The organism is Mesorhizobium sp. PL10, assembly GCF_053714315.1.
In genome coordinates this window covers 121,209-146,324 of record NZ_JBSKBR010000009.1, presented here as the reverse complement: position 1 = coordinate 146,324, position 25,116 = coordinate 121,209, and the positions used below count along the sequence as shown (strand labels likewise).

Here is a 25,116-nt window from a genome sequence, read left to right as displayed (position 1 = left end):
TGATGGCCAGAACCGGCATTTCGGTTTTGGAAGATATCGCGCTCAAAACGAAAAGATGACCATGCATAAACTCGAACGTCTCTTGCGCCCAAAATCAATCGCCGTGTTCGGCGGGGCGCAGGCCGCCGCCGTCGTCGCGCAGTCGATCAAGATGGGCTTTGCCGGCGAGATCTGGCCGGTGCACCCGACCAAGGACGAGGTTGCGGGCCGCAAGGCCTATCGCTCCGTCGCCGATTTGCCCGGCGCGCCGGACGCCGCCTTTGTCGGCGTCAACCGACATCTCACCATCGAGGTGGTCACGGCGCTGGCCGAGCGTGGCGCCGGCGGCGCCGTGTGCTTTGCCGCCGGGTTCCTCGAGACCGAGGCCTATGACGACGATGGCGAGCGGCTGCAAGCCGAACTGGTCGCCGCCGCAGGCCAGATGCCGATCATAGGGCCGAATTGCTATGGTCTGATCAATTATGCTGACGGCGCCCTTTTGTGGCCTGACCAGCATGGCGGCATCAGGCTGCCCGAAGGCGCCAAGGGCGTCGGCATCATCACCCAGTCCTCCAACATCGCCATCAACATGACGATGCAGAAGCGCGGCCTGCCGATCGCCTTTCTGATGACCGCAGGCAACCAGGCGCAGACCGGCCTGTCCGAAATGGCGCTTGGCCTGATCGAGGACGACCGCGTCACCTCGCTCGGCCTGCATATCGAAGCCTTCGATTCGGTAGCCGGCTTCGAGCGGCTGGCGGCGCGGGCGCGCGAGCTGAAGAAGCCGATCATCGCCATGAAGGTCGGGCGTTCGGAACAGGCTAGACAGGCGACCGTCTCGCATACCGCCTCGCTCGCCGGCTCGGACGCTGCCTCGGGCGCCTTCCTGCGGCGGCTGGGCATTGCGCGCGTCGATTCCATCCCTGCCTTCATCGAGGCGCTGAAGCTGCTGCATGTCACCGGGCCGCTGCCCGGCTATCGCCTGTCGTCGATGAGTTGTTCGGGTGGCGAGGCCTCCGTCATGGCCGACAGCGCCGAGGGGCGCTGGGTCAATTTTCCGGAGCTCACCAGCAAGCACCGTGCCCATGTCAAATCGACGCTCGGGCCGCTGGTAGCGGTCGCCAACCCGTTGGACTACCACACCTTCATCTGGAACAACGAACCGGCGATGACCGCCACCTTCACCGCCATGGTCTCCGGTGGCTTCGACCTCAACATGCTGGTCCTCGACTTCCCGCGCCCCGACCGCTGCTCGGTGACCGACTGGTGGGCGACGCTGCGCGCCTTCGAATCGGCGCTGAAGACCAACAAGGCGCACGGCGCGATCGTCTCGTCGCTGCCGGAGAACCTGCCGGAGGAATACACCGCCGAACTGATGGCGCGCGGCATGGTGCCGTTGTTCGGCATTTCCGAGGCCATGGACGCCGCAGGCGCAGCGGCCTTCATCGGCTGGGCCTGGGCTGAGCCGCAGGCGCAGCCGATCGACACGACGGCTGCGGGTGCGGCCGGGGGCGACCATGTGACCCCTGACGAGGCTGAAGCCAAGGCGCGGTTGATCAAGGCCGGCCTGCCCGTGCCGAAGGCCGAACGCGCCGCCAATGCGGTCGAAGCGGTAATCTCGTCGATGGCACTCGGCTTCCCGGTGGCGCTGAAGGCGCTGGGCGTGACGCACAAGTCGGAAGTCGGCGCCGTCAGGCTGAACCTCAAGGATGCCGAATCGGTCAGCACAGCGGCACACGACCTCCTGCCGCTCGGCACAGGCCTCTACGTCGAGCGCATGGTGCGTGACGGCGTCGCCGAGCTCATCGTCGGCTTCACCCGCGATCCGATGTTCGGCGCTGTCATGACGCTCGGCACCGGCGGCGTGCTGGTCGAGCTGTTGCGCGACAGCGTGACCCTGATGCTGCCGGCAACCCGCGACGACATCGAGGCGGCCTTGCGCCGCCTGAAGCTGTTCCCGCTGCTCGACGGCTATCGCGGCCGGCCAAAGGCCGATGTCGCGGCGGCCATCGACGCCATCGCCGGCATTGCCGCCTTCGTGCAGCAGAATGCCGGCGAGATCGAGGAACTCGACATCAACCCGCTGATCGTCTGCGCCGAAGGCAAGGGCGCCTGGATCGCCGACGCGCTGCTGGTGCTGGGAGAAAAGAAGAATGTCTGACGTCATTTCCACCCGCCGCGAGGGCACCATCCTCGAGGTCACGCTAGACCGGCCCAAGGCTAACGCAATCGACCTGAAGACGTCGCGGCGGATGGGCGAGACCTTCAAGGCATTCCGCGACGATCCGGAGCTTCGCGTCGCCATCGTCAAGACGGCCGGCGACAAGTTTTTCTGCGCCGGCTGGGATTTGAAGGCCGCGGCCGGCGGCGATGCGGTCGACGGCGACTATGGCGTCGGCGGGTTTGCCGGCCTGCAGGAACTGCGCGACCTCAACAAGCCGGTCATCGCCTGCGTCAACGGCATGGCGGTGGGCGGCGGCTTCGAACTGGCGCTGTCCTGCGACCTCATCTACGCCTCCGACCATTCCTCTTTCGCGCTGCCCGAAATCCGCGCCGGCACGCTGGCCGACGCCGCGACGATCAAGCTGCCGAAGCGCATTCCTTATCACGTCGCCATGGACCTTTTGCTCACCGGCCGCTGGATGGATGTGGCGGAGGCGCATCGCTGGGGGCTGGTCAACGAAGTGCTGCCGAAGGAAAAGCTCGAGGACCGCGTCTGGGAGATCGCCCGCCTGCTCGCCGGCGGTCCGCCGCTGGTGTTCGCGGCGATCAAGGAGACCGCGCGTGTAGCTGAGGCGCTGACCTTCCAGGATGCGATGAACCGCGTGACGCGCCGGCAATTGGCGACCGTAGATGCGCTTTATGGCTCCGAGGATGGTATGGAAGGTTTTCGCGCGTTTGCGGAAAAGCGTGAGCCGGTTTGGAAGGGGAAGTAATCTTCCTGACGATGGCGTTCCTTCACACCGCCCTCTGGCCTGCCGGCCATCTCCCCCGCAAGGGGGGAGATCAGATGTCATCTCTGCTTTCGCCAATCACCAGTGTCGCAAGAAAAGCGCCTAGCCCGACGCTGCCAATCTCCCTCCTTGCGGGGGAGATGGCCGGCAGGCCAGAGGGGGGTGGCTGGGCTCAACCTCTGCAGTCGGCTTGCCCAGCATGACCGACTACAAAACCCTCATCGACGCCGAGACCTGGGCCTTCGTCGAACGCACCAATTCCTGCTACCCGCCTGATACGATCGACTACACCGTCGCCCAGCAACGCGCGATCTATGACCGGATGTGCCGTGAGTTCTTTGCCGGCTATCCCGATGGCGTGACGGCGGAAACGACCATCATTGCCGCTCACGATATCCCGATCCGCATCTATCGCTCCGCCTCGCCCAACAAGGCGGCGATGGTGCTCTACATCCATGGCGGCGGCTTCATCCTCGGCGGGCTCGACAGCCACGACGATGTCTGCGCCGAGCTCTGCGCCCGCACTGGCTACGAGGTGGTCTCGGTCGACTACCGCCTGGCGCCGGAGCATCTGCACCCGGCCGCCTTTGACGATGCGCTGCATGCCTTCGAATGGGCGGCCGGAACCTACGACCGTTCTGTCCTGCTGTGCGGTGACAGCGCCGGCGGCAATCTCTGCGCTGCTGTCGCCCACGCAACGCGCAGCCATGCCAAAAAGCCGATCGGCCAGGTGCTGATCTATCCCAGCCTCGGCGGCGACTGGTCGAAAGACTCCTATGTCGAACATGCCGAAGCGCCAATGCTGACCATGCGCGACCTGGAGTTCTACAAGAATATCCGCAGCGGCGGCGTCGACGGCACCGGCGACATCACCTTGTCCCCGCTCGCCGATACCGATTTCACCAAACTGCCGCCAACCGTGATGATCACCGCACAATGCGATCCGCTGTCGTCCGACGGCGAAACCTATCGCAACCGCATCCTCGCTGCCGGCGGTCGTGCGACATGGTTCGAGGAGCCGGGGCTGGTGCATGGCTATCTCAGGGCCAGACACACGGTCGGCCGGGCGCGCGCCTCCTTCAGCCGCATCGTCGAGGCGGTGTCGGTGTTGGGCAAAGGCGACTGGATCTGGTGAACCTTCGCCGGCAAGCCGCCCGAATCAATCCTTCCCGGTACGCTGTTTTCTGGTCGGCTTCGAGCAAATTGGAACTGTTTGCCGCTTCTGTGAAATGGTGAACAGACCCAGCCGCCGTTTTGCATGAACCTTTCCGCTCCAGCCTGCGACTGACGACCAGGCGCCGCATGGTGCGGGGCCGGAAAGGATGCCCCCAATGACCAGGACCCTAGAGGCTCCACGGTCTCCGGGACCAACGCAAGCCCAGCGCGACCACCGCCTTCGGGACGGGGTCGATGCGCTGGGCTTTCGGCTGATTCCGTTGACCCTGCGCAGGAGCAGGCGTATCGTGCGGACGAGGAAAGCAGACAATTTGATCAGGGACGAACGTGCCGGAACGCCGCGCCTTGCCCTGATTCGCGCGGCCGAACCGGATGTTCCTCCCGAAAACTTCGGGGGGAGTTTTATGTCCTGCAATCGCGGCACGTCCATGTCATCTCCAAGTGGCGGTTTGCGAAGCGGCGGTTTGCGCCGTTCGCTCCATCTGGCCGGCGGTCTGCTTGCCTTGGCGCTGAGCGTCACGCTCTGGCTGGGCTCAGCTGCCCGAGCACAGGAAAGCCAGATCATCTATCCCGGCTCGATGGCCGTGACCGGATTTTCCGGCACCGTCATTCCCAATTTCGAAGAAGGATTGCCGCCCGGAGTCGACCCGGTCGACGAAACCTTCATCGACACGACGCGCGCCGCCCTGCGCGTTTTCGATGTTTCGGCGCTCGGCGGACCCGCCTCGGGCCAGCTCGTCTACACGCCGCCGCCCTTCGAGGTGACGGCGGAGCAGATCGGCCAGGTGTTCGCCGTCACCTATGATGACGGCGTGCGCGACGGCGTCCCGTCCGGCATTCCCAACCTCTATGCCGGCGCCACCTCGCTGCACGGCATCCGCATCGTCACCCCTGATGAAGATTCCGACGGCCGGCCTGAGCGGCAGCGCCGCGGCACGGCGGGCGCCGTCTTCATGGACGGCCAGTTCGGTACCGAAAACGGTGGCGGTCCCGGCACGATCTGGAAGATCGACGGCATCACCGGTGCCGTCTCCAAATTTGCCGACATCGACACCAACAGCGGCCCCGGCATCGGCGACGTCAGCTTCGACAGCAGTCACCGCCAGTTCTTCGCCAGCGACCTCGACACCGGCCTCATCCACCGCATCGACGCCAACGGCACGCTGATCGACACGTTCGACCACGGGGTTGCCGGGCGACCGGCGCATGGGCTTGCGCCCGTCGCCGACGACGGCGCGGTGATGGACATACAGGGTGCCGCCTTCGACTCGGAAGATCCCGACACATGGGGCTATACGCAGGACGAGCGCCGCGTCTGGTCCGTCGCCTATCATGGCGGCCGGGTCTACTATTCGGTCGGCGAGAAGGCCGAGATCTGGTCGGTGGGCATTGCCCGCGACGGCAGCTTCGCCGGTGATCCGCGCTGGGAACTGACGGTCAAGGCCGACAAGGATTACGCCGTCACCGACATCGCCTTCGACGTCAAGGGCTTCATGTACCTGGCGCAGCGCGGCCCGGTGGAAAACCGCTACGATTACAGCCAGTTCGCCGATTCCGGCAAAGGCGAGGTCATCCGTTACTGGCGCGAGAACCCGGACGATCCGGCGACGGAATCGGAGTGGGTGGAAGAACCGCAGGAATATGCGGTCGGCTTCCCGCAAGGCAACCGGCAGTCAGCCGGCGGGCTCGACCTGCAATATGGCTATGACGCCGACGGCAATCTCGACACCGGCGTGTGCACCGACACGCTGGTCAACACCGGCGACAAGCTGCGCGACAACCCCACGCTTGCCGACCAGCTCGCCGCCGGCGGGCCGCTTGCCGTCCATGGCGTTCAGATCACGCCGACGCCGCTGGTCAAGCCGGCAAACGTACCGCCATTCGGCTCGTGGTTCGTCGACTTCGACGGCTATTTCGAAGACCCCGAAGTGGAAGGCCATGTCGGCGACGTCGAGGTCTGGCACCCCTGCGAAGGCCGTGCCGGCTATTATGAAGAGATCCCCGGCGGTTATCTGCCGCCCTTCTATCCGCCGGACTTCCCACCGCCCGGCGACCTGCCTCCGTGCATCGATGTCGAGGATGTGCAGTTCTACTGCACGCCTCGCGGCCTCCAGGCCGACCTCTATCTCCATGACCATGCCGGCTTCGGCGGCGATTCGATCAAGGCCCAGTCCAGGACGCCAGGCGTCGGGGTGACATCACCCCAGTCGCATGCGCCCGGCAAGCCGTACACGATCGACATCACTGGCCACTATCCGGGCGACATAGTCGATGTTGGACTTTGCTTCTACAGGCAGTCCGACAAGGACAAGGGTGGCTACTACCCTTGCTGCAAGATGACCTTGCCGCTCAGAACCCCAGCCGTCAGCTGCGAACGTTGAGGAGGGGAAGATGAAAAATCTCACGCTTTCCCCGACCGCAACGCGCAGTCAATCCACCGGCAAGCAGCCAACAGTCATGGAGACCATCATGAAACCCCTGTCATACGCCAGGCGCGGCGCGCGCTGGCTGATGGCGGCCGGTATCGCGGTCGCCATGTACACCCCTGTGGCAAGTCACGCCGAAGACGCCGTCCCGATCACCCCGGAACTGCGGCTCGACCTCGACAATTCGAAAATCGTCACCCCGAGGCCGGAACGGGTCGTGCCGTTCTTCACCAAGAAAGGCACCCAGCGGAGTTGCGACTACGTCGTCTACTCCCTGAGCTTCGGCCTGCGCGGCGATGCGCAAAGCTTTGCCGACCCGGGCATGATTGCTCTGTTGAAGAAGCTCAAGATCGAGTTCAAGGACCAGCTTCCGCACGGTCTGTCGATCGTCAGCGCGCATGTGTCGGGCGACGGCACGGACGCTGCGGGCGGCCCGCTGCCCGGCGTTTCGATCAGCACTTCGGCCGATCCGAACGATACGGCAACCGTGTCCGATTTCCGGCTCTCTGCCGCCGATCTCGACGGTGCGGGCGCTGCCAACGAACGCGTCATCAACTTCCAGATCACCGCCAAGATCGACCATGCGGCGTTTCCCTCGCCGACGGTCGTCGACAATCAGGGCCTGATCAAGGTGACCAATGGAGTCGGCACCGGGACCATCATCCCGTCTCAGGATCCGGGCAAGCCCGACGACGGCGACTACAAGACCGGCGTGAAGACCTCGATCAAGATCGACCTCACCAACTGTGACAAGCGGCCTCCGCCTCCCGACCGGGAATGCTTCAAGGTGGAGCGCGGCACGGTCGATTGCGTGCCAGGCGGCGGCGCCTTCATCTACCACATGCCTGTCGGCCCGGAGATGGGCGGCAAGTGGGTGCAGGTGTCGACGACCACCCCCGGTATCACCATCATCCCCGACACCCAGTTGGTGCCGGCGGGCGGCGGTGTGCTCAACTGGAAGATCATCGGCGCATCGCCCGGCGACGTCATCCACCTCATCGTCACCGGCATCGAGACCTATGCCGGCCCGAAGGAGGGCTGGGGGCTGTGCTGCACGCAGACCATCGACATCGTCATCCCGCGTGACCTGAGATGTCCGCCCAAGGACAAGGAGCCGGACCTCAAGGTCGAGAAACGCGCCGATGTAACGCGGTGCACGATGGGTGGCGGCTGCGACTTCACCATCAAGGTCACCAATGTCGGCGACGGGCCGTATCACGGCAAGATCGTGCTCGACGAGGTGACGCTGCCGGCCGGCTCGACGCTGGATTCAGGGCCCAATCCGCCCTGGGTCTGCGTACCCGGCGTGACCCCGATGACCTGCACCTATCCGGTGACCACGCTCAATCCGGGTGCCTCCGTCAACCTCAAGCTCGGCTTCAAGCCGGCGGGAGGCTGGCAAGGCAGCGCGCTGCGCAACTGCGCCACCTACAATTACGGCGCCAGCGGCAAGCCGCTGTTCGGCAGCCAGCAGAACGACCGGGGCTGCGCCTCGATCCCGATCTGCCGGCGTGGCGACCGCGACCGCGATTGCCGGCCGCCGATCGACAAGAAAGTCGATCTGATCCTGAAGAAGCGTGCCCGCATTCCGGTCTGCACGCCCGACGGCATCTGCTACTTCGTGATCGACATCATCAACAATGGCAGCGTCCCCTATAATGGGCCGCTGACGGTCATCGACAATTACCCCGGCGGCGCGCCGGCCTCCTCGACCTTCGGCCCGTCTCCGCCCTGGACATGCGGACCGAACGGCCCCGGCCAGTTCCGCTGCGACAATGCCGGCATCGTGCTGATGCCGGGCGCCTCGACGCCGATCGTCGTCAAGGCGGTGATGCCGGCCGGCTATCAGTCGGACTCGGTGGAGAACTGCGCGGCGCTGAAGCCCGTCCCCGGTGAGGTCGACCTCACCAACAACAAGGCCTGCGCCAAGGAACGCTTCCGGCATCCCAATGGCGGCAAGCCGACCCTGCGCATAACCAAGGTGTGCAACGGCTCGCTCGCCGGTGCAGCGGTTGTTTCCTGCCGCATTACCGTCATCAGCCTTGGCACCTCCGCCCCCACCGGTCCGGTGCGGGTCAACGATGCCGCCACGCTGATCTCGGGCGGCGCGCCGGTGCAGATCCAGACCGTCACCCCCGACGGCGCGGAATGGGCTTGTGGCGCGGTTCCGGCCAATGCGCTGTCGTGCCAGATTCCCGGCGCCGTGATGACGCCCGGAACCTCCAGGCACTTCGACGTGACGGTCTCGGCCAATGGCGCATTCGAGAACTGCGCACGCGGCTCGTACGGCCCGGCTCCGGGAGACGACGTCGTCTACCCGATCGGCCAAGCCTGCGCCAAGGGCGGCGGCACGTCCACGATCAGCGTCAAGAAGACCGGCGATGCCGAGTGCCAGCCGGGACAGCCCTGCTCGTTCGAGATCACCATCACCAATGACGGCCAGACCCCATTCTCGGGTCCGGTCCGCATCGGCGATGCGATCGGCGTGGACGGGCTCGGCCGGCTGGAAGGTGTCGAGATCACCTCGATCGAACCGCCCTTCGGCTGCTCGCCGGAGCCGACGACGCTGCCTATGTCCTGCATCGCCAACCTGACGCTCGGCGCCGGGGAAAGCCACGTGCACACTGTCACCGTGATCCTTCCCGACGACGGCCGCCTGGCCAATCTTCAGGGCGACGTCAATGGCCAGAACTGCGTCGGTGTCTTGTCTCCCGACACCCGGGTGCAGGGCGGCGGTGATGTGCTGCCCGGCGATCTGACCAACATCCAGGGCGATCGCGGCAAGGCCTATGCGTGCCATCCCTTCACCATCAAACGCGAGGTGAGGAAAGAGTGCTCGCCGGGCTTCGTCATGAACGACGCCGGCCGGTGCGTGTGTCCGGAAGGCACGACGTTCCGCAACGGCCAGTGCTCACCTGATGGCGGCGTCATCATCGAGCCGAAGCCAAAGCCTTGTGTGCTGCTCAAGGGTCAGATCCGCACCGAGGATGGACGCTGTGTCTGCCCGCGCGGTACCGAGCTTGAGAATGGCGCTTGCGTCAGGATCGACAAGCCTGGCTGCACCATCCCCGGTTCGGTCCCGACGTCGGACGGCAATGGCTGCTACTGCCCGGACGGCACGCATCTCGACCGACAGGCAAATGCCTGCGTACGCGACAAGCAGAAGCCCGAGCAGTGCACCATCCGCGGCCAGGTTCATGACGCCGATGGCGATTGTGTCTGCCCGCGTGGGACCGAGGTGCGCAATGGAGCCTGCCGACCGATCCGTCCGAAGCCTGAACAGTGCTCGATCCGTGGTCAGGTTCATGACGCCGCCGGCGATTGTGTCTGCCCGCGTGGCACCGAGGTGCGCAATGGAGCCTGCCGGCCGGTCCGGCCGAAGCCCGAGCAGTGCACCATCCGCGGCCAGGTTCATGATGCCAATGGCAATTGCGTCTGCCCGCGGGGTACCGAGGTGCGGGACGGTGCCTGCCGGCAGAAGAAGCCGGACGTCGAGCAGTGCACCATCCGCGGCCAGGTGCACAACAAGCGCGGCGACTGCGTCTGCCCGCGCGGCACTCAGGTGATCGACGGCGCATGCCGCAAGCCGCAAGCGGAATGCGCGCCGGGCTCGGTGATGATCAACGGCCAGTGCCAACCGATCAGGCGGCGCTGCCCGGTAGGCACGATTGGACGGTATCCGAACTGCCGGGCCATCCGGCAACAGCCGGGGCTGGATCCGAGCTTGTTGCTCAATCCGGGTGTGCTTCAGCAGTTCATACCGCAGCGCACGCCGCAGACGCAGGTACAGCCGCAAAGGGATCCGGCGTCCAACTTCAAGCCGTAGGATTTGGATACGAGCCAAAATCGGAACCCGCCGGAGCGATCCGGCGGGTTTTTCTTTCAGGCGGCAGTGTTGTCGACCCCTCACACTGTTCCAGGCCGAATCTCAGCTGGCGGGCGCGTAGCGCAGCAACGTCACGCCCTGGGCAAGGCTTTGCGTGCCGAGCGGCTGCAAGGCCAGCGACAGGCCGGACTGGAAGTACGGCTTGCCGCCGCCGAGAACGACCGGCTGCACGTAGAGCCGGTATTCGTCGATCAGGCCCGCTTGCGCGAATTGTGCGGCAAGATCGGCGCCGCTGACGGAGATTTCGCCCTCCGTCTGGGATTTGAGCTGGTTTGCAACGGCTTCGACATCGCTGCCCGCCAACCGGGCATTGGGTCCGACGTCGCGAAGCGTCGTCGAAAACACGACCTTCGGGGTCTCTCGCCAGGCACGGGCAAAATCCCACTCGACCTCTTCCCCGGTCTCGCGCTCCGGACTGTCCCAAAAGCGCATCGCCTCGTACATCCGGCGTCCGCAGAGCGCGATCGCGGTCCGCCGCATCTCTTCGTTGAAATGCCGGTGCAATTCTTCCTCGGGCACCGGCAAGCCGATGTCGCCGGACGGTCCTTCGATGTAGCCGTCCAGCGAGGTCAGCATCGAGTAGACGATCTTTCCCATGTTTACCTCCGTTCGATGCCTGCAGACTATATAGCTGATTGCATTTTGCAATCGGATTTCAAAGAGCCGCCGGAACTGGAGATGGATCACCAGGCAGGCCAACACCCGGACCAGCAATTATGTTCGCTTCTCGGTGAACCTTAGCTCCGGCCGGGATGACCCACTCCTGAAAGGAACACTTTCAGGAGAGAGAAAAATGTCTTCGACCCGTTATATCTTTCGCAACACGGCGACCGCTGTAGCCTTGATCGCAGCCGCGCTCGCCAGCACGTCAGCCCTTGCCGAACAGGCCAACATCAAGTCGATGTCCTTCGACACGCAGAGCGCCAACACCACGCTCCACGTCGTTTCGAGCGACAAGCAGAAATGGGACACGCTGAAGAGCGGCACCGTCCAGTTCTGGGGCCACATGAAGATCGATACACGCTGGCCCGGCTACGTTCAGGATGTCGGTGTCGCACTCGGTGTCTGTGGACCCGACCAATGCGGCCCGTTTCCACCGATCTGGAGCGCGGCGCCTGTCAGCCGTGACTACGACCATCAGGAAAATTTCGCCTTTGATCCGTCCAATATACCCCTGTCATCGGACACCGGCATTGCCGTCGTGCCCTATGGCGACCAGATCATCGCCAGGTGCAACCAGCACCTGCAGGCTGACGGTCCGACGAAATCCTATTCGTTCAGCCACACGTTCCACGCCAGCTTCACGGCGCTCACCGACAAGGCACTCGACATGGGCAATGCCGTCGCCGAAACCCAGCAGGGCAGCTGGCCCTATCCGCTTTTCGACTCGAATTACGCCGCACACGGCACGTTCCAGGTGCAGGTGGTTTGCGACCCGGTGATCAAGCCCAATGTCCAGGACATCACCGCCGATTTCGGCAAGTTCGAGGTCGAGAACGTCAAGCTGTTCTTGACTACCTACCAGTCGAACCAACCGGGTTCGACTCCTGGCACGGTCTGTCCCTCGCTGAAGGTTACCAGCCGGGCGCAGGCCAACCAGGCCGGACCGGTCTCGATGCGCATCTGGCGACAGAAGGACGGTGGGCCGATCACCTCCGAGTTCAAGCAAGCGTGGGCATCGTACGACGCGAGCAAGAATGGCTATTTCGCCAGCTATGAGAAATGGGAGAACGTCGGCGCCACGGCCTATTTCCAGTACAAGACCGAGATTGTCGGCGACGGGCCGTTCGAACCCTTCGACGGCTGGAAGGACATCACCGTTCATTGCACAGGCGCCGGCGGTGGCGGCTTCACCGACACCCCGCAAAACAACCCCGATAACCCGCCGGCGCACTCGGACTGGCATGGCGAGGTCACCGTTTCCGACAGCGCCGGCTCCAGGAAGCTCTGCCCGCGCAAAGGCCAGGTGGCGTTCGAGGTCGAACGCGACGCACCGGGCGCATTCCACTATCGCATCGGTTGCTCGAACGGCGCCTTCTTCACCGGCACGGCGGTCGCCTTCAATCAGGGCGGGACCTTCAAGGCGAGCGCCGCCCATGACCTCAACATCACGAGGACGCGCTCCATTCAGTGCACGCTGCAGGAAATCAAGCAGAACGGCTCCATCGCCAGCGTCGATACCGACAAGGAGGATTTCACCTGCATAAAGCGCACCTCCGAATCGGAGGCCGACGATCTCGTCTCGAGCACACGTCCGGACTTCGGCAAGCCGAGACTACCGCCGGTCATCGTCGATCCCGGCCGCAAATGCCTGCCCAGCCAGACATTGCTGCGCGGCAGATGCATCGACAAGCCGATCGTTGCCGCGTGCAAGAGCACCGAAAAGCTTGTCGACGGCAGGTGCATCGGTGTCAGCATCCACTGTCTGCCAGGCTATCGTCAGGTCGGCTTGAAATGCGTGAGGAACCCTGTGGTCGCCGACCAGTGCAGGCGCGACGAATTGCGCATCAACGGCAAATGCGTGCGCAAGCCTCCCGTCGTCATCGACTGCAAACGCGGCTACCACCTGGTTGGCAAGGCATGCGTGAAGGACGCCATCATCACCACTGGCTGCCGGACAACCGAAAAGCTGGTGCGTGGACATTGCGTGCCGAAGCCGCCCGTCAAGACGTTCAATTTGCAGAGATTGAAGCAAGGCAACGGCAAGCTGTTTGCGCCGGGATTGGCCAAACCGCGGCGTCACGTGAACTGAAATTTGACGCTACAGACCTTGGAGAGGCGGCCCACTGCCGCCTCTCTGCATTATGTGGATCAGCCATTCACACCGGATTCCTGTCGACAAGCAGCGCCGAGGCGATTAGGGCGGAAGCAAGCTCAAGAACGGGAAGCGGACATGGCTGGAAAAACCCTGATCGCGCCATCGGTGCTGGCGTCGGATTTCTCGAAGCTCGGCGACGAGGTCGAAGCCGTGGCCGCAGCCGGCGCCGACTGGATCCATCTCGATGTCATGGACGGGCATTTCGTGCCGAACATCACCTTCGGCCCGCCGGTGATCAAGGCCATCCGCAACCGCACCAAGGCTTTCTTCGACTGCCATCTGATGATTGCGCCGGCCGATCCCTATCTGGCCGCCTTTGCCGATGCCGGCTGCGACGGCATGACCGTGCATGCCGAGGCCGGACCGCATCTCGACCGTTCGTTGCAGACCATCAAGGGTCTCGGCAAGAAGGCTGGCGTGTCGCTCAATCCAGCGACCCCGGAAAGTTCGATCGAATATGTGCTCGACCGGCTCGACCTGATCCTGATCATGACCGTCAATCCGGGCTTTGGCGGCCAGGCCTTCATCCCGGCCATGGTCGACAAGGTCAAGCGGGTCAAGGCGCTGATTGGCAACCGGCCGATCCGCATCGAGATTGACGGCGGCGTCTCGCCGGAGACAGCGCCCTTGGTGACATCAGCCGGCGCCGATGTGTTGGTGGCCGGCGCCGCCGTCTTCAAGGGCGGCAGCGTCGAAGCCTACCGGGCCAATATAGAAGCCATTCGAACCGCGGCCGACCGGGCTGCCGGCTGACATCAGTCAGCAAAAATCCCGACAGCTCTGACCTCTTGGCTTGATCTTTCCAGCCGGCGAGATGTTCCGGAAGGCGGTCAACTGGCGGCAGTCGCCGGGACTGACCGTCGCGGCGAGCGACGAGATCGCAGCATATGGCACTACATCCGGCAGCCAAATCTAGTGGATGAATGCCGAAGGCGTCTTCATTGCGGGGCCAGTTCGGCAATCTGACGTGCGTTAAGAAAAAATTACCCGTGTTCCTGATCTCACAACCATGTCGCGAAGACGCGAGTCGCGCCGTAGAACAAAGTTTCTTCACAAGAACAAGTTTTTCACGATATTCGTTACTTCCCGAAAGCAAGATGCGTACAACCTTCCTCTTTAAGTCGAATATCGGGATCTTTCGCTTGAGGCGTGGATGCCTTACGAGGTACAATAGATTTGTAGGGGAATCGTTTGCTTCGCGAACGGGCTGGCGGAGCGGGGGAGAGCGATAGGAGTCATATTGACCTACGGATCTGCCGATACGAGCGAAGGCGCGGGGGCCAAGAGCACACTCGCCAGCACGGTCTACCAACAGCTTCGCGACGATCTCCTGCGCGGCGTTTTTGAAAGTGAAAGCAAGCTTCGCGTCGAATGGGTGGTTTCCCGCTACGGCGCTGGTGCCTCACCGGTTCGCGAGGCACTGAACCGGCTTGCTTCGGAAGGCCTGCTCGGCCGCCACGACCAGCGCGGTTTCTTCATCATGCCGGTCAGTGCCCCGGAACTCGAGGAATTGACGCGCACCCGCTGCTGGCTGGAAGAGAGGGCACTGCGTGAATCCATTGCCAACCGCACCGGCGAATGGGAAGAGCAGCTGGTTCTGGCCTTGCATCGGCTGGCACGCGCGCAGCGCCGTTTGCCGGAGGATCCGTCCTCGAACAATCCGGAATGGGAAAAGCTGCATCGCGCCTTTCATCGGGCACTGATCGCCGGCTGCCGGTCGCATTGGCTGACCGGTTTTTGCGACCAGCTTTCCGACCAGGCCTCCCGTTATCGGCTGATCTCCCAGGAAGGCAGCGAGCGCGACGATATCGGCGAACATCGCCTGATCGCCGAGCGTACCGTGGAAGGCGATGCCGATGGCGCCGTCGAAGCACTGCTCAGCCACTATCGCCTGACGGCGGCCATGTGCATGGAGCGGTTCAACGAGAGCGGCGATCTCCGGGTCAGCAAGGCGCTGCGCGGCCGCAGATAGCAGCAACTTCCGGCTTCGATCCGAAGTCCGCTTGCCGCGGCTTTCCAAAAGCGATTGTTTTCTTTCGAGGCCATGCGCTAGGGAAGACGCATGAGCAATCACCTGTTCGACGCCTTTCGCGACCGCATGCCCGCGCCCCAGCGCACCCTGATGGAGACCGATGACGGGCGTTCGCTCCGTTATGGCGACATGCTGGTGCGGTCGGCACAATTAGCGCAGGCGCTTAAGCATTTCGGCGTCAGGCCTGGCGACCGCGTCGCGGTACAGGTCGAGAAAAGTCCCGAATGCATTTTCCTTTACCTCGCCTGCCTGCGCGCCGGCGCGGTCTTCCTACCGCTCAACACCGCCTACACATTGACGGAGCTCGGCTATTTCTTCGGTGATGCCGAACCGCGGTTGGTCGTTTGCGACACGGCGCGGGCAGGCGATATCGCGCCGTTGGCGCAGGCGTCGGGCGCCGTCGCCGTCACGCTAGGCAGCAACGGTGAAGGCTCGCTGACCCAACTGGCTGCGCAACAGGCCACGGATTTCGACGATGTGGCGCGCGGGCCGGACGATTTGGCCGCAATCCTCTACACGTCCGGCACCACCGGCCGCTCTAAGGGCGCCATGCTCAGCCACGAAAACCTGGCCTCCAATGCGTGCGTGCTGGTCGAGCAATGGCGCTTCACCGGGGATGACGTGCTGATCCATGCGCTGCCGATCTTCCACACGCATGGCCTGTTCGTCGCCACCAACGTCACCCTGATGGCCGGCGCTTCCATGCTGTTCGAGCAGAAATTCGACGCGAGCCGCATCGTCTCGCTTCTGCCGCGTGCCACGGTGCTGATGGGCGTGCCGACCTTCTATAGCAGGCTGTTGCAGCAGGAGGCACTGGACTCCCACGCTGCGAAAAACATCCGCCTGTTCGTTTCCGGCTCGGCGCCGCTGCTTGCCGAAACGCACAAGGCCTGGCGCGAACTGACCGGCCACGCGATCCTCGAGCGCTATGGCATGACCGAGACCAACATGAACACGTCCAACCCCTATGAGGGCGAGCGCCGCGCCGGCACGGTCGGTTTTCCGTTGCCCGGCATTTCGCTGCGCATAGCCGATCCCGACAGCGGCACTGCCCTTGGCCAGGGTGAAGTCGGCATGATCGAGGTGAAAGGGCCGAATGTCTTTTCCGGCTACTGGCGCATGCCGGAGAAAACCAAAGCGGAATTTCGCGACGACGGCTTCTTCATTACCGGCGATCTCGGCATCATCGACGCTGACGGCTATGTCCATATTGTCGGCCGTGGCAAGGACCTGATCATTTCCGGCGGCTACAACATCTACCCGAAGGAGGTCGAGAGCGAGATCGACGCGCTTGACGGAGTCTCGGAAAGTGCGGTCATCGGCGTTGCCCATCCGGATTTCGGCGAAGGCGTCACCGCTGTCGTGGTGCGGGCGCCGGCCTCGCAAATCACCGGCGCCGAGATCGTTGGCGCCATCGCCTGCCGGCTGGCGAAATACAAGCATCCCAAGCAGGTCATCTTCGTCGACGAGCTGCCGCGCAACACGATGGGCAAGGTGCAGAAGAACCTGTTGCGCGACACCTACAAAGGCCTCTACGGCTGATCGGAAGCCGGCTAAAATAGATCAGCTGTTTGCGGTTCGGCAGTGTCGCCTTACTTGTGAGGCCTCTCGGTACGCGTGCCGGAACCCCACAGAGCGCGATTAAGCAAGCTGCGTTTGCGCTTGCGCGGGATGAGGTCGACATCGCTGACGAGCTTGGCGCCGCCCTCACGCCTTTCCAGGGTGATCTTGCGGCTGTGGAAGGCTTCGAGTTCTGCGCGGTGCGCCACGCTGATGATGGTGACTTCAGGCAGTTCGCGGATCACCGTCACCATCATCGTGTCCTGGCTCTTCTCGTCGAGCGCCGAAGTCGCTTCATCCAGCACCACGATATCGGGGCGATGCAGCAGCAGGCGCGCGAAGGCGAGGCGTTGCTTTTCGCCACCCGACAGCGTCTGGTCCCATGGCGCGTCTTCCCTGATCCTGTCGGTAAGATAGCCAAGCCCCACCTTGTCGAGGGCAGCCTTGATCTGCTTGATCGTCCACTTGTCCGCCGCCGCGGGATAGGCGACCGCGCGTCGAAGCGTGCCGGTGGGGATGTAGGGGCGTTGCGGCAGCATGAACAGGCGCCTGTCGGCGTGGAAATTGACGCTGCCGCCGCCCCATGGCCACAGGCCCGCGACGGCCCGCACCAGCGTCGACTTGCCTGAACCAGATTCGCCGGCAACCAGCACCCGCTCGCCCGGCTCGATCGCGACCTCGGTTTCCTTGACCACGGAGGTGCCGTCGTCGAGTGTCACGGAAAGATTGTCGAGGCTGAGGATGGCGCCGTCTTCGGTTTCGCCCCGGTTGATGCGTCCGAGCGCATCGCTCTGCTCGGCGCGCTCGAGCCCGTCGAGCGACATCATCAGCGAGGCAATGCGCCGCGCGGAGGCGTTCCAGTCGGCGAGACGCGGATAGTTGTCGACCAGCCAGCCGAACGCGCCTTGCACGATGCCAAAGGCAGACGCCGCCTGCATCACCTCGCCAAGCGTCATCGAGCCTTCGAGGAATTTTGGCGCGCACAGCAGGATCGGCACGACCGGCGCAAACAGGCTCGATCCCTGCGACACCGCCGCCGTGCGCATGTGCTGTCCGGTCAGCAGCGCCCATTGCCTCAGCACATGGCCGAAGTTCCTGTCGATGCCGCCGCGCTCCTCCTCCTCGCCGCCCAGCAAGGCGATGCTCTCGCCGTTTTCGCGCACGCGCGTCAGCGTGTAGCGCAGTTCGGCCTCCGCCTGGTTCTTCCGCTCGGAGAGCTGGACGAAATTGCGGCCGATGACCACCATCGAGGTCGAGGTGATGGCGGCATAGATGATCGCGGTGATGACCAGGAAGCCCGGAATGGTGATGCTCTCGGCGCCGATCGGCAGGGTGAGCGCGCCGCCGATGGTCCAAAGCACGACGATAAAGGTCGAGGCCGACAGGAACGCGTTGAGGACGCCGGCGATGAAATCGACCGGCGACTCGGTGGCGATGCGCAGATCCTCGGTCATGCGGGCCTCGGGGTTCTGGTGGTCGCCGCCCACGAGGTTCAGCTGGTAGTAGCGGCCGTTTGCCAGCCAACGCGCGACGACCCCGGTGGTCAGCCAGGAACGCCAGCGGCGCTGGATCGTCATGCGCAGGTAGACCTGCGCGACGACAAGACTGCCGCTGCAGATCACCAGCGGCACGAATACGGCGCTGAGGAAATAGACTGTGCGGGCGCTGCGCTGCTCGAGGGCATCGAACATCGAGCGGTTCCAGACATTGATGCCATACTGGAAGCCGATGTTGATGCAGATCAGCAGCAGCACTCCGATCGTGAATGGCCAGGCGAGCCGGTCGCCGCGCCGGCTCCAGTAGCCGCGCGCGCTGATCCAGAAACGCCGCAGCAGGTACTTCTTGCGCGCCTGCTCAGCCTCTTCGGGCGTCAGCTGCGGATCGGGTTCGATAGCTTCCGGCGGCGGCCCCGCCTGGCCGTCGACCTCCGGCGCTGGGTCGGCGGGCGTTGGTTTCTTTTCGCGCGGCTCCTCCTCGCCCGTTCGTCGGGTGCGCGGCTTTTGTCGTGACGGCTTTTCCCGGCGCGACTTCGGGGCATCGCTCGGTCTGATGCCGTCGGTCGGTTTCGATTTGGGTTTCGCCTCGGACATACGCACCGACAACGGCCTCAAAATCAAAAGGTTTCATGGCTTGAGATGGCACCAGCCTCGTCATTCCAGGCTGAGCAGCTCCACGACATGGTCAGCGATCGCCAGGCTTGCCGTCAGACCGGGGCTTTCAATGCCGAACAGATTGACGATCGGCCCAGAGCCATGGTCGGACGGCCCCTGGATCACGAAGTCGGCAGCCGACTGTCCCGGACCGGACAGTTTTGGCCTGACGCCGGCATAGGCCGGTTGCAGGGCGTCGTCCGCAAGGCTGGGCCAGTAGCGCCGGATCTCGTCATAGAAGGCAGCACTTCGATTGGGATCGACGGTATAGTCGACGCGATCGATCCATTCGACATCCGGGCCGAAGCGGGCGCTGCCACCAAGGTCGAGGGTCAGGTGCACACCAAGGCCGCCATGGACGGGCACCGGATAGATCAGCCGCGAGAAGGGCGAGCGGCCGGACAACGAGAAGTAATTGCCGCGCGCCAGCCATAGCGGCGGAACGAGGTCTTGCGGGAAGCCTTCCATGCGTCTGGCCAATGCCTGGGCATCGAGGCCGGCTGCGTTGATGAAGGCACCGGCCTTGACACGGAACCCCTCACCATTGGCGTCACGCGTGTCGATCCGAATCCCGTCGGCTTCGATGGCCGCGCCGGCGACAGCAGTGAGCAAAGCGACGGAGGCGCCGGCCGCTTCGGCATCACCGCGCAGCGACAGCATCAGTGCCTGGCTGTCGACGACGCCGGTCGACGGCGACAGCAGCGCGCCGGCGCAGGTCAGCGCAGGTTCGAGGCCTTCGGCCTCTGCGCGCGTCAGAAGCGTGAGGTCAGCGACCCCGCTTTGCGTTGCGTTGATCTGGATCGCCCGCAGCCTGTCCAACTGATCAGGTTCGACAGCAACGATCAGCTTGCCGGTGCGCCGATGGGCGACGCCGTGCTCATGGCAATAGACGTAGAGACGCTTGCGGCCCTCGACGCAGAGCCGTGCCTTCAGGCTGCCCGGCGCATAGTGGAGCCCGGCATGGATGACTTCCGAGTTGCGCGAACTTGTGCCCGTGCCGACGGCGTTGGCCTTTTCGACCACCAGCACCTCGCGGCCGGCCAGCGCCAGCGCACGGGCAATGGCGAGGCCGACAACACCGGCGCCCGCGACAACGCAATCGACATCATGCATGGGCAGACTTTAGCGTGAACCGCTGCTGCCTGCAAAAACCCTTTCGCCGCCGATCCACACGCCCTCGACGTCGAGGTTGTCCGACAGGGCGACGATATCGGCCGCCGTGCCGTTGGCGAAGCGGCCGAGCCGGTGCGCCTGGCCGAGCGCCTGCGCCGGATAGAGCGAGGCCATGCGCAATGCCTCCGACAGGTCCAGCCCGACGATCCTGTGCACATACCGAACCGCCGAGATCATATCGAGATCGGCGCCGGCCAGTGTGCCGTCGGTCAGCCGGAGGCTGCCGTCCTTGCGGTAGATGATGCGGCCGTTGAGGGTGAACGAGGTCATGTCGGTTCCGATCGTCGCCATGGCGTCGGTGACCAGCACGACCCTGCCTGGCCCCTGCTTGGCGCGCAACGCGATCGCCATGGTGGCCGGGTCCACATGGATACCGTCGGCGATGATGCCGGCCGACAGGCCGCCTATGTCGATGGCCGCGCCCGCCAGCCCCGGCTCGCGGTTGCCGATCTGGCTCATGGCGTTGAACAGATGGGTAACCACGCTGGCGCCGGCATCGGCAAAGGCTCTGGCCGTGGCATAGCCGGTGTCGGAGTGGCCGAGGCTGACGACGATGCCGGCCTTGGTGAGTGCAGCGACGCGGGCTGGCTCGACGGATTCGGGCGCGATCGTCGTCAGCAGCACCGGCAGGTTTTTGCGCGCGGCGATCAGTGCCGCCTCGTCGGCATCCGTCATCGGTCGGATCAGCGCCGGGTCATGCGCGCCCTTTCGCGCGATGGAGAGATGCGGTCCCTCGAGATGCAGGCCGAGAAACCCCGGCAGTTTTTGCCGTGCCGCCTCGGCGCCGGCGGCAATGGCCGCGGCGGTGATTGCGGGCGTGTCGGTAATCAGCGTCGCCAGCAGCGCCGTGGTGCCGAATGGCGCATGCGCCCGGCAGATGGTTGCGAGCGAGGCGACATCGGGATGGTCGTTGAGCATGACGCCACCGCCGCCATTGACCTGCAGGTCGACGAAGCCCGGCGCAAGCATGCCGCCTCCAGTGTCGATGCGGGCAACCCCGGACGGAATGGCGCCGACAGCATGAATGCCTTCGACCACATCGCCCTGCACGACAAGGGCTGCATTGTCGTGCCAGTCATCGCCGTCGAAGATGCGGGCGCCAGTCAGGGCAAAACGGTCGCTCATACGGTTTCCGTCACCTTGCGCAGATTGCGCGGCACATCCGGATCGAGGCCGCGATGGCGGGCAAAAGCCTCGACAAAGCCGTAGAAGGACACGATCAGCGTCAGCGGGTCGGTCAAGGGATGGCCGGTGGCGACGTGCGGCAGCGGCCGTGCACTCCTCGACTTGTCCGAGGTGACAAAAACGGCGGCGCCCTTGCCGGCAAGGTTGTCGGCGGCTTCGGCCACGGACGGCTCGGAGGCATCGCGGGCGGCCAGCGCCAGCACCGGAAAACCCGGACCGACCAGCGCCAGCGGGCCGTGCATGACTTCGGCGGCACTATAGGCCTCGGCATGCATGCCGCAGGTCTCCTTGAACTTCAGCGCCGCCTCGCTGGCCATCGCCGCGGACGGGCCGCGGCCGAGGATGAACAGCGATTGCGGCGTTTCCAGCGCGCCGGCCAACGCCATCCAGTCGCAGGCGATCGCCTCACTGAAATGCTCGGGCAAGCGGGCAAGGGCGGCCAGCAGCTTGTCGTCGCCGGTGCAATGCGCCATCAGCGCCAGGCCGGCGACCGCCGAATTGACGAAGGTTTTTGTCGCCGCGACACTGCGTTCGGGCCCGGCCAGGATGTCTATGGCAAAATCCGAGGCACGCGCCAGCGGCGAATCGGCGGTGTTGGTGATGGCAACTGTGAGCGATCCGCCCGCCCGCGCCGTTTCGGCCATGGCGACAATGTCGGGGCTCTTGCCCGATTGCGAGATGGCCAGGCAAGCCGAGCCGGCGAGCTTGAGCTTGGCGCCGTAGATCGACGCGATCGACGGGCCGACCGAAGCAACGGCAAGACCGGCGGTCAGTTCGACGGCATATTTCATGAAGGTGGCGGCATGGTCGGACGAGCCGCGCGCGACGGTGACGACAAAGCTCGGATCGCGCTCGCGAATACCGCGCCCGGCCTCGGTCAGCACTGCTGCCGAGCCGTCGAGCAGGCGCGCGACGGCTTCGGGGATTTCGTCGATCTCGCGCCGCATGTGAGTTGTTTTGGGGATCATGGTCGGCCCTCTTCGCTCGGCCCTGTCAGGCGCAGTTCGGCGACGAAATCATAGGCGTCGCCCCGGTAGATGGAGCGGGTGAATTCGATCACCTTGCCGCTCGCGAGATAGGAAATGCGTTCAATATGCAGGCCGGCAATGCCCGCCGGCACTTCGAGCAGGCGCGCGTCTGTGTCGCCGAGATTGGCGGCTGAAATGCGCTGCACCGCCCGCACCGGGCGGTTGCCGGTCAGTTCCAGCGCCGCATAGAGCGAGGAACCGATCCCGGCCGGATCCGGCAGCACGCTGGCCGACAGCGAGGCACGCTCTATGGCCAGCGGCGTGTCGTTGGCGATGCGCAGGCGCGACACCCGCGCCACCAGTTCGTTCGACGACAGGCCGAGCACCATCATCTCGTCGGGCGAGGGCGCGTAGAGGCCGCGGTCGAGCCACGCCGAACGCACGGCCATGCCGCGCCGGGCCATGTCCTCGGTGAAGGAGGTGAGCCTGGACAGCGACTGCTCGACGCGCTCCATGCGCGGCGCCACGAAGGTGCCGGAACCATGGCGTTGGACGAGGATGCCGCCTTTGACCAGGTCCTGCACCGCCTTGCGCACAGTGACGCGCGAAATGTCGGCCTTGGTCGCGATGTCGCGCTCGGAGGGAAGCGCATCGCCCGGCCCGATCAGGCCCCGATTGACAGCGTCCTCGATGCTCTTCCTCAGTTGCAGATAGAGCGGCGCGCCGCTTTGTGACGACTGCTTCAGCGTGGCGAAGATCTGGTCGGCGGCCTCGTTCATCGCGCCGCCTCTGCTTTGGCGAAGATGCGCGCCGCCATCTGCACGGCGCCGCCCAGCGCATCGTCGAGTGGCGGCTTCAGCAGCGCCTGGTAGCGCTGGGAAAGGCGCGACGCATAAAGCGGCGCCAGCCCGCCGAGGAGGCAGAGTGGGGCATCGTGCGAAAGATCGAGTGCGCCGAGCGAGGCCTCGACATCGGCAACCGCCTTGTCGACGATCCAGTTGGCGACGGCGTCGCCCTTCTCGGCGTGCTCGAACACTTTGGGCGCGAAGCCGCCGAAATCGCCGGGCTTGGCGTTGGTGGTGAATTCGACCACGTCTTCGGGATTGTTGCGGAAGGTCGCCATCATGCTGTCGGTCAAGGGCGAGCCCGGGCGGACGCCGTCATGGGCAAGCAGCGTCTGTTCAAGCAGGTCGCGGCCGATGCGGGCGCCGCTTCCCTGGTCGCCGACCTGGAACCCCCAGCCGCCAATGGCGCGCGATATCGAGCCCTTGCGCGCCATATAGGCGGTGCCGGTGCCAAGAATGGCCATGGCGCCGTCACCCGAGCCGACCGCGCCTTCGAGCGCGATCTCGGCATCGGTCTCGACGCGGCTGATGCTGAACGGCAGGATTGCTTCGAGTTGCTGCCGGTAAGTCCCGACATTGGCGCCGGCAAGGCCAAGAATGGCTGGTGTCTGCGGGATCTGGTCCGGGTCCTGCCCTGCGGCGATGAAGGCCTGCCGTGCCGCCTCGACAATATGGGTGCGAGCCCCAGTCAGATCGGTGCGGATGTTGGCCGCGCCACTTTTGGCGCGGCCAATGACAGCGCCATCGCCTGTCGCAAGGGCTGCCCTGCAGCTGGTGCCGCCGCCATCGATACCGAGCACGAAATTCACGCGATTTCTCCTCGGGGCGGATAATACCAATAAAATACCAATAGCCAAGGATTAATTTCCGTTTCAAAAAGATTAAGGCGTATTTTATTGAAAAACCTAGGCATTTTGTCGACTCAGCGATTTCTGACACCCAAATCCGTTAATGCGTGTGGACAAGTGGTATTTTTTTGGTATTGTTCCCTCATCGGAGGTACAGGGATGGCCGAACCGCGCACCGAAGCGCTTCACAGGAATGCCGAGGGACTGGACATCCAGGCCCCGGACGCCATCCTTTCTTCCTTGGTCAACGCACAGATCGAGGCCGCCAAGGCCGTCCGCGACGCCATTCCCGCCATCGCTGCGGCAGCCGAGATCATTGCCGGCCGGCTGAACGGCGGCGGCAAGCTCGCCTACGCGGCCGCCGGCAGCTCCGGCCTGATGGCGCTGGCCGACGCCCTGGAATTGCCCGGCACTTTTGGCATCAAGCGCGAGCGCATCGTCATCCTGGTTGCCGGTGGCGACGAAGCTTTCAAGACCCTGGCCGGCGGACCCGAGGATGACACAGATGAGGCCTCGGCGGCTGTTGCCGGCGCGGGCATCGGCAAGAGCGACTGCCTGATCGCGATTTCGGCCAGCGGCTCGACACCCTACGCGGTTCAGGCGCTGAAGGATGCGCGGAGCCGGGGCGCCGCGACCATCGCCGTCGCCAACAACAAGGATACGCCGCTGCTCAAACTGGCGGATGTCGCCATCCTGCTGGAAACGCCGCCGGAGGTGATTGCCGGCTCGACGCGGATGGGCGCTGGCACAGCGCAGAAGATCGCGCTCAACATGCTGTCGACGCTGACCGCCATTCATCTCGGCCACGTCCATGACGGCTACATGGTCAATCTCACCGCCGACAACATCAAGCTGCGCGACCGCGCGGCCCGCATCGTCGCCGCCATCAGCGGCCACGACCGGCAAGATGCCGCGCGCCTGCTCGAAGAGAGCGGCGGCGTCGTCAAAACAGCCATTCTGCTCGCCGCCGGCGCCGCCAACGCCGATGTGGCCGAGAAGATACTGGAAAGGACCGGCCAGAAGCTCAGGCCAGCCCTTTCCGCGATCGAGGGGAACAAGGGCGCGAAGGCCCCTGTTCTCAAAACCGAACCTGAAAAAGGTCAACAGGGAGACTAG

The 25,116-nt window shown here is 64.5% G+C and carries 17 protein-coding genes; 10 read left to right on the top strand and 7 right to left on the bottom strand.

All coding sequences use genetic code 11. From position 1 onward, the window contains the following. Positions 1-61: 61 nt before the first annotated feature. From ACWGTO_RS16630 to ACWGTO_RS16610, 5 genes are all read left to right on the top strand, one after another. The gene (locus ACWGTO_RS16630; protein ID WP_454575904.1) at positions 62-2,140 is read left to right on the top strand and encodes an acetate--CoA ligase family protein; all 2,079 of its coding nucleotides are present in this window, start codon (positions 62-64) and stop codon (positions 2,138-2,140) included. Continuing rightward, positions 2,133-2,915, top strand: coding sequence for a carnitinyl-CoA dehydratase (locus ACWGTO_RS16625; RefSeq protein WP_454575903.1), 783 nt, complete (start codon positions 2,133-2,135; stop codon positions 2,913-2,915). Before ACWGTO_RS16630 ends, ACWGTO_RS16625 begins: the two co-directional genes overlap by 8 nt. 217 nt (positions 2,916-3,132) lie before the next feature. Continuing rightward, positions 3,133-4,068 (top strand): alpha/beta hydrolase, encoded by a 936-nt coding sequence (locus ACWGTO_RS16620; protein WP_454575902.1) that lies wholly within the window; start codon positions 3,133-3,135, stop codon positions 4,066-4,068. Between the two features lie 187 nt (positions 4,069-4,255). Beyond that, positions 4,256-6,490, top strand: a complete 2,235-nt coding sequence (locus ACWGTO_RS16615) for a hypothetical protein (RefSeq protein ID WP_454575901.1) — start codon at positions 4,256-4,258, stop codon at positions 6,488-6,490. 10 nt (positions 6,491-6,500) lie between these two features. Next, positions 6,501-10,361: a DUF7929 domain-containing protein gene (locus tag ACWGTO_RS16610; RefSeq protein ID WP_454575900.1), complete on the top strand. Its 3,861-nt coding sequence runs from the start codon at positions 6,501-6,503 to the stop codon at positions 10,359-10,361. Between the two features lie 102 nt (positions 10,362-10,463). On the opposite strand, the gene ACWGTO_RS16605 is transcribed toward ACWGTO_RS16610, so the two are convergent. Next, positions 10,464-11,018: a dihydrofolate reductase family protein gene (locus ACWGTO_RS16605; RefSeq protein WP_454575899.1), complete on the bottom strand. Its 555-nt coding sequence runs from the start codon at positions 11,016-11,018 to the stop codon at positions 10,464-10,466. A gap of 196 nt (positions 11,019-11,214) precedes the next feature. On the opposite strand from ACWGTO_RS16605, the gene ACWGTO_RS16600 reads away from it, so the two are divergent. The 4 genes from ACWGTO_RS16600 to ACWGTO_RS16585 all read left to right on the top strand — a co-directional run bounded on the left by ACWGTO_RS16600 (position 11,215) and on the right by ACWGTO_RS16585 (position 16,813). Then, entirely contained in the window at positions 11,215-13,173 is a 1,959-nt protein-coding gene (locus ACWGTO_RS16600; RefSeq protein ID WP_454575898.1) for a hypothetical protein, read from the top strand. A gap of 141 nt (positions 13,174-13,314) precedes the next feature. After that, positions 13,315-13,992, top strand: a complete 678-nt coding sequence (gene rpe, locus ACWGTO_RS16595) for a ribulose-phosphate 3-epimerase (protein WP_454575897.1) — start codon at positions 13,315-13,317, stop codon at positions 13,990-13,992. Positions 13,993-14,479: 487 nt separating this feature from the next. Next, the gene (locus tag ACWGTO_RS16590) at positions 14,480-15,211 is read left to right on the top strand and encodes a GntR family transcriptional regulator (RefSeq protein ID WP_454575896.1); all 732 of its coding nucleotides are present in this window, start codon (positions 14,480-14,482) and stop codon (positions 15,209-15,211) included. Between the two features lie 90 nt (positions 15,212-15,301). Further along, positions 15,302-16,813, top strand: coding sequence for a malonate--CoA ligase (locus tag ACWGTO_RS16585; RefSeq protein ID WP_454575895.1), 1,512 nt, complete (start codon positions 15,302-15,304; stop codon positions 16,811-16,813). A gap of 50 nt (positions 16,814-16,863) precedes the next feature. Here the strand turns inward: ACWGTO_RS16585 and ACWGTO_RS16580 are convergent, their stop codons facing one another. From ACWGTO_RS16580 to ACWGTO_RS16555, 6 genes are read right to left on the bottom strand one after another with little or no spacing between them, the layout of a single operon-like run. Continuing rightward, a complete protein-coding gene (locus ACWGTO_RS16580) occupies positions 16,864-18,921 on the bottom strand; it encodes an ATP-binding cassette domain-containing protein (protein ID WP_454575894.1) in 2,058 nt (685 codons plus the stop codon). A gap of 60 nt (positions 18,922-18,981) precedes the next feature. Then, complete coding sequence (locus ACWGTO_RS16575; RefSeq protein ID WP_454575893.1) at positions 18,982-20,094, bottom strand: NAD(P)/FAD-dependent oxidoreductase; 1,113 nt, start codon at positions 20,092-20,094, stop codon at positions 18,982-18,984. A gap of 9 nt (positions 20,095-20,103) precedes the next feature. Then, entirely contained in the window at positions 20,104-21,279 is a 1,176-nt protein-coding gene (nagA, locus tag ACWGTO_RS16570; RefSeq protein ID WP_454575892.1) for an N-acetylglucosamine-6-phosphate deacetylase, read from the bottom strand. Next, positions 21,276-22,307: an SIS domain-containing protein gene (locus ACWGTO_RS16565; protein WP_454575891.1), complete on the bottom strand. Its 1,032-nt coding sequence runs from the start codon at positions 22,305-22,307 to the stop codon at positions 21,276-21,278. Before ACWGTO_RS16565 ends, nagA begins: the two co-directional genes overlap by 4 nt. Then, positions 22,304-23,086, bottom strand: coding sequence for a GntR family transcriptional regulator (locus ACWGTO_RS16560; protein WP_454575890.1), 783 nt, complete (start codon positions 23,084-23,086; stop codon positions 22,304-22,306). The genes ACWGTO_RS16565 and ACWGTO_RS16560 overlap by 4 nt, the downstream gene beginning before the upstream one ends. Beyond that, on the bottom strand, positions 23,083-23,961 hold the full coding sequence (locus tag ACWGTO_RS16555) for a BadF/BadG/BcrA/BcrD ATPase family protein (RefSeq protein WP_454575889.1): 879 nt from the start codon (positions 23,959-23,961) through the stop codon (positions 23,083-23,085). Before ACWGTO_RS16555 ends, ACWGTO_RS16560 begins: the two co-directional genes overlap by 4 nt. Before the next feature lie 198 nt (positions 23,962-24,159). Here ACWGTO_RS16555 and ACWGTO_RS16550 point away from each other — a divergent pair, with 198 nt between their 5' ends. After that, on the top strand, positions 24,160-25,116 hold the full coding sequence (locus ACWGTO_RS16550; protein WP_454575888.1) for an N-acetylmuramic acid 6-phosphate etherase: 957 nt from the start codon (positions 24,160-24,162) through the stop codon (positions 25,114-25,116).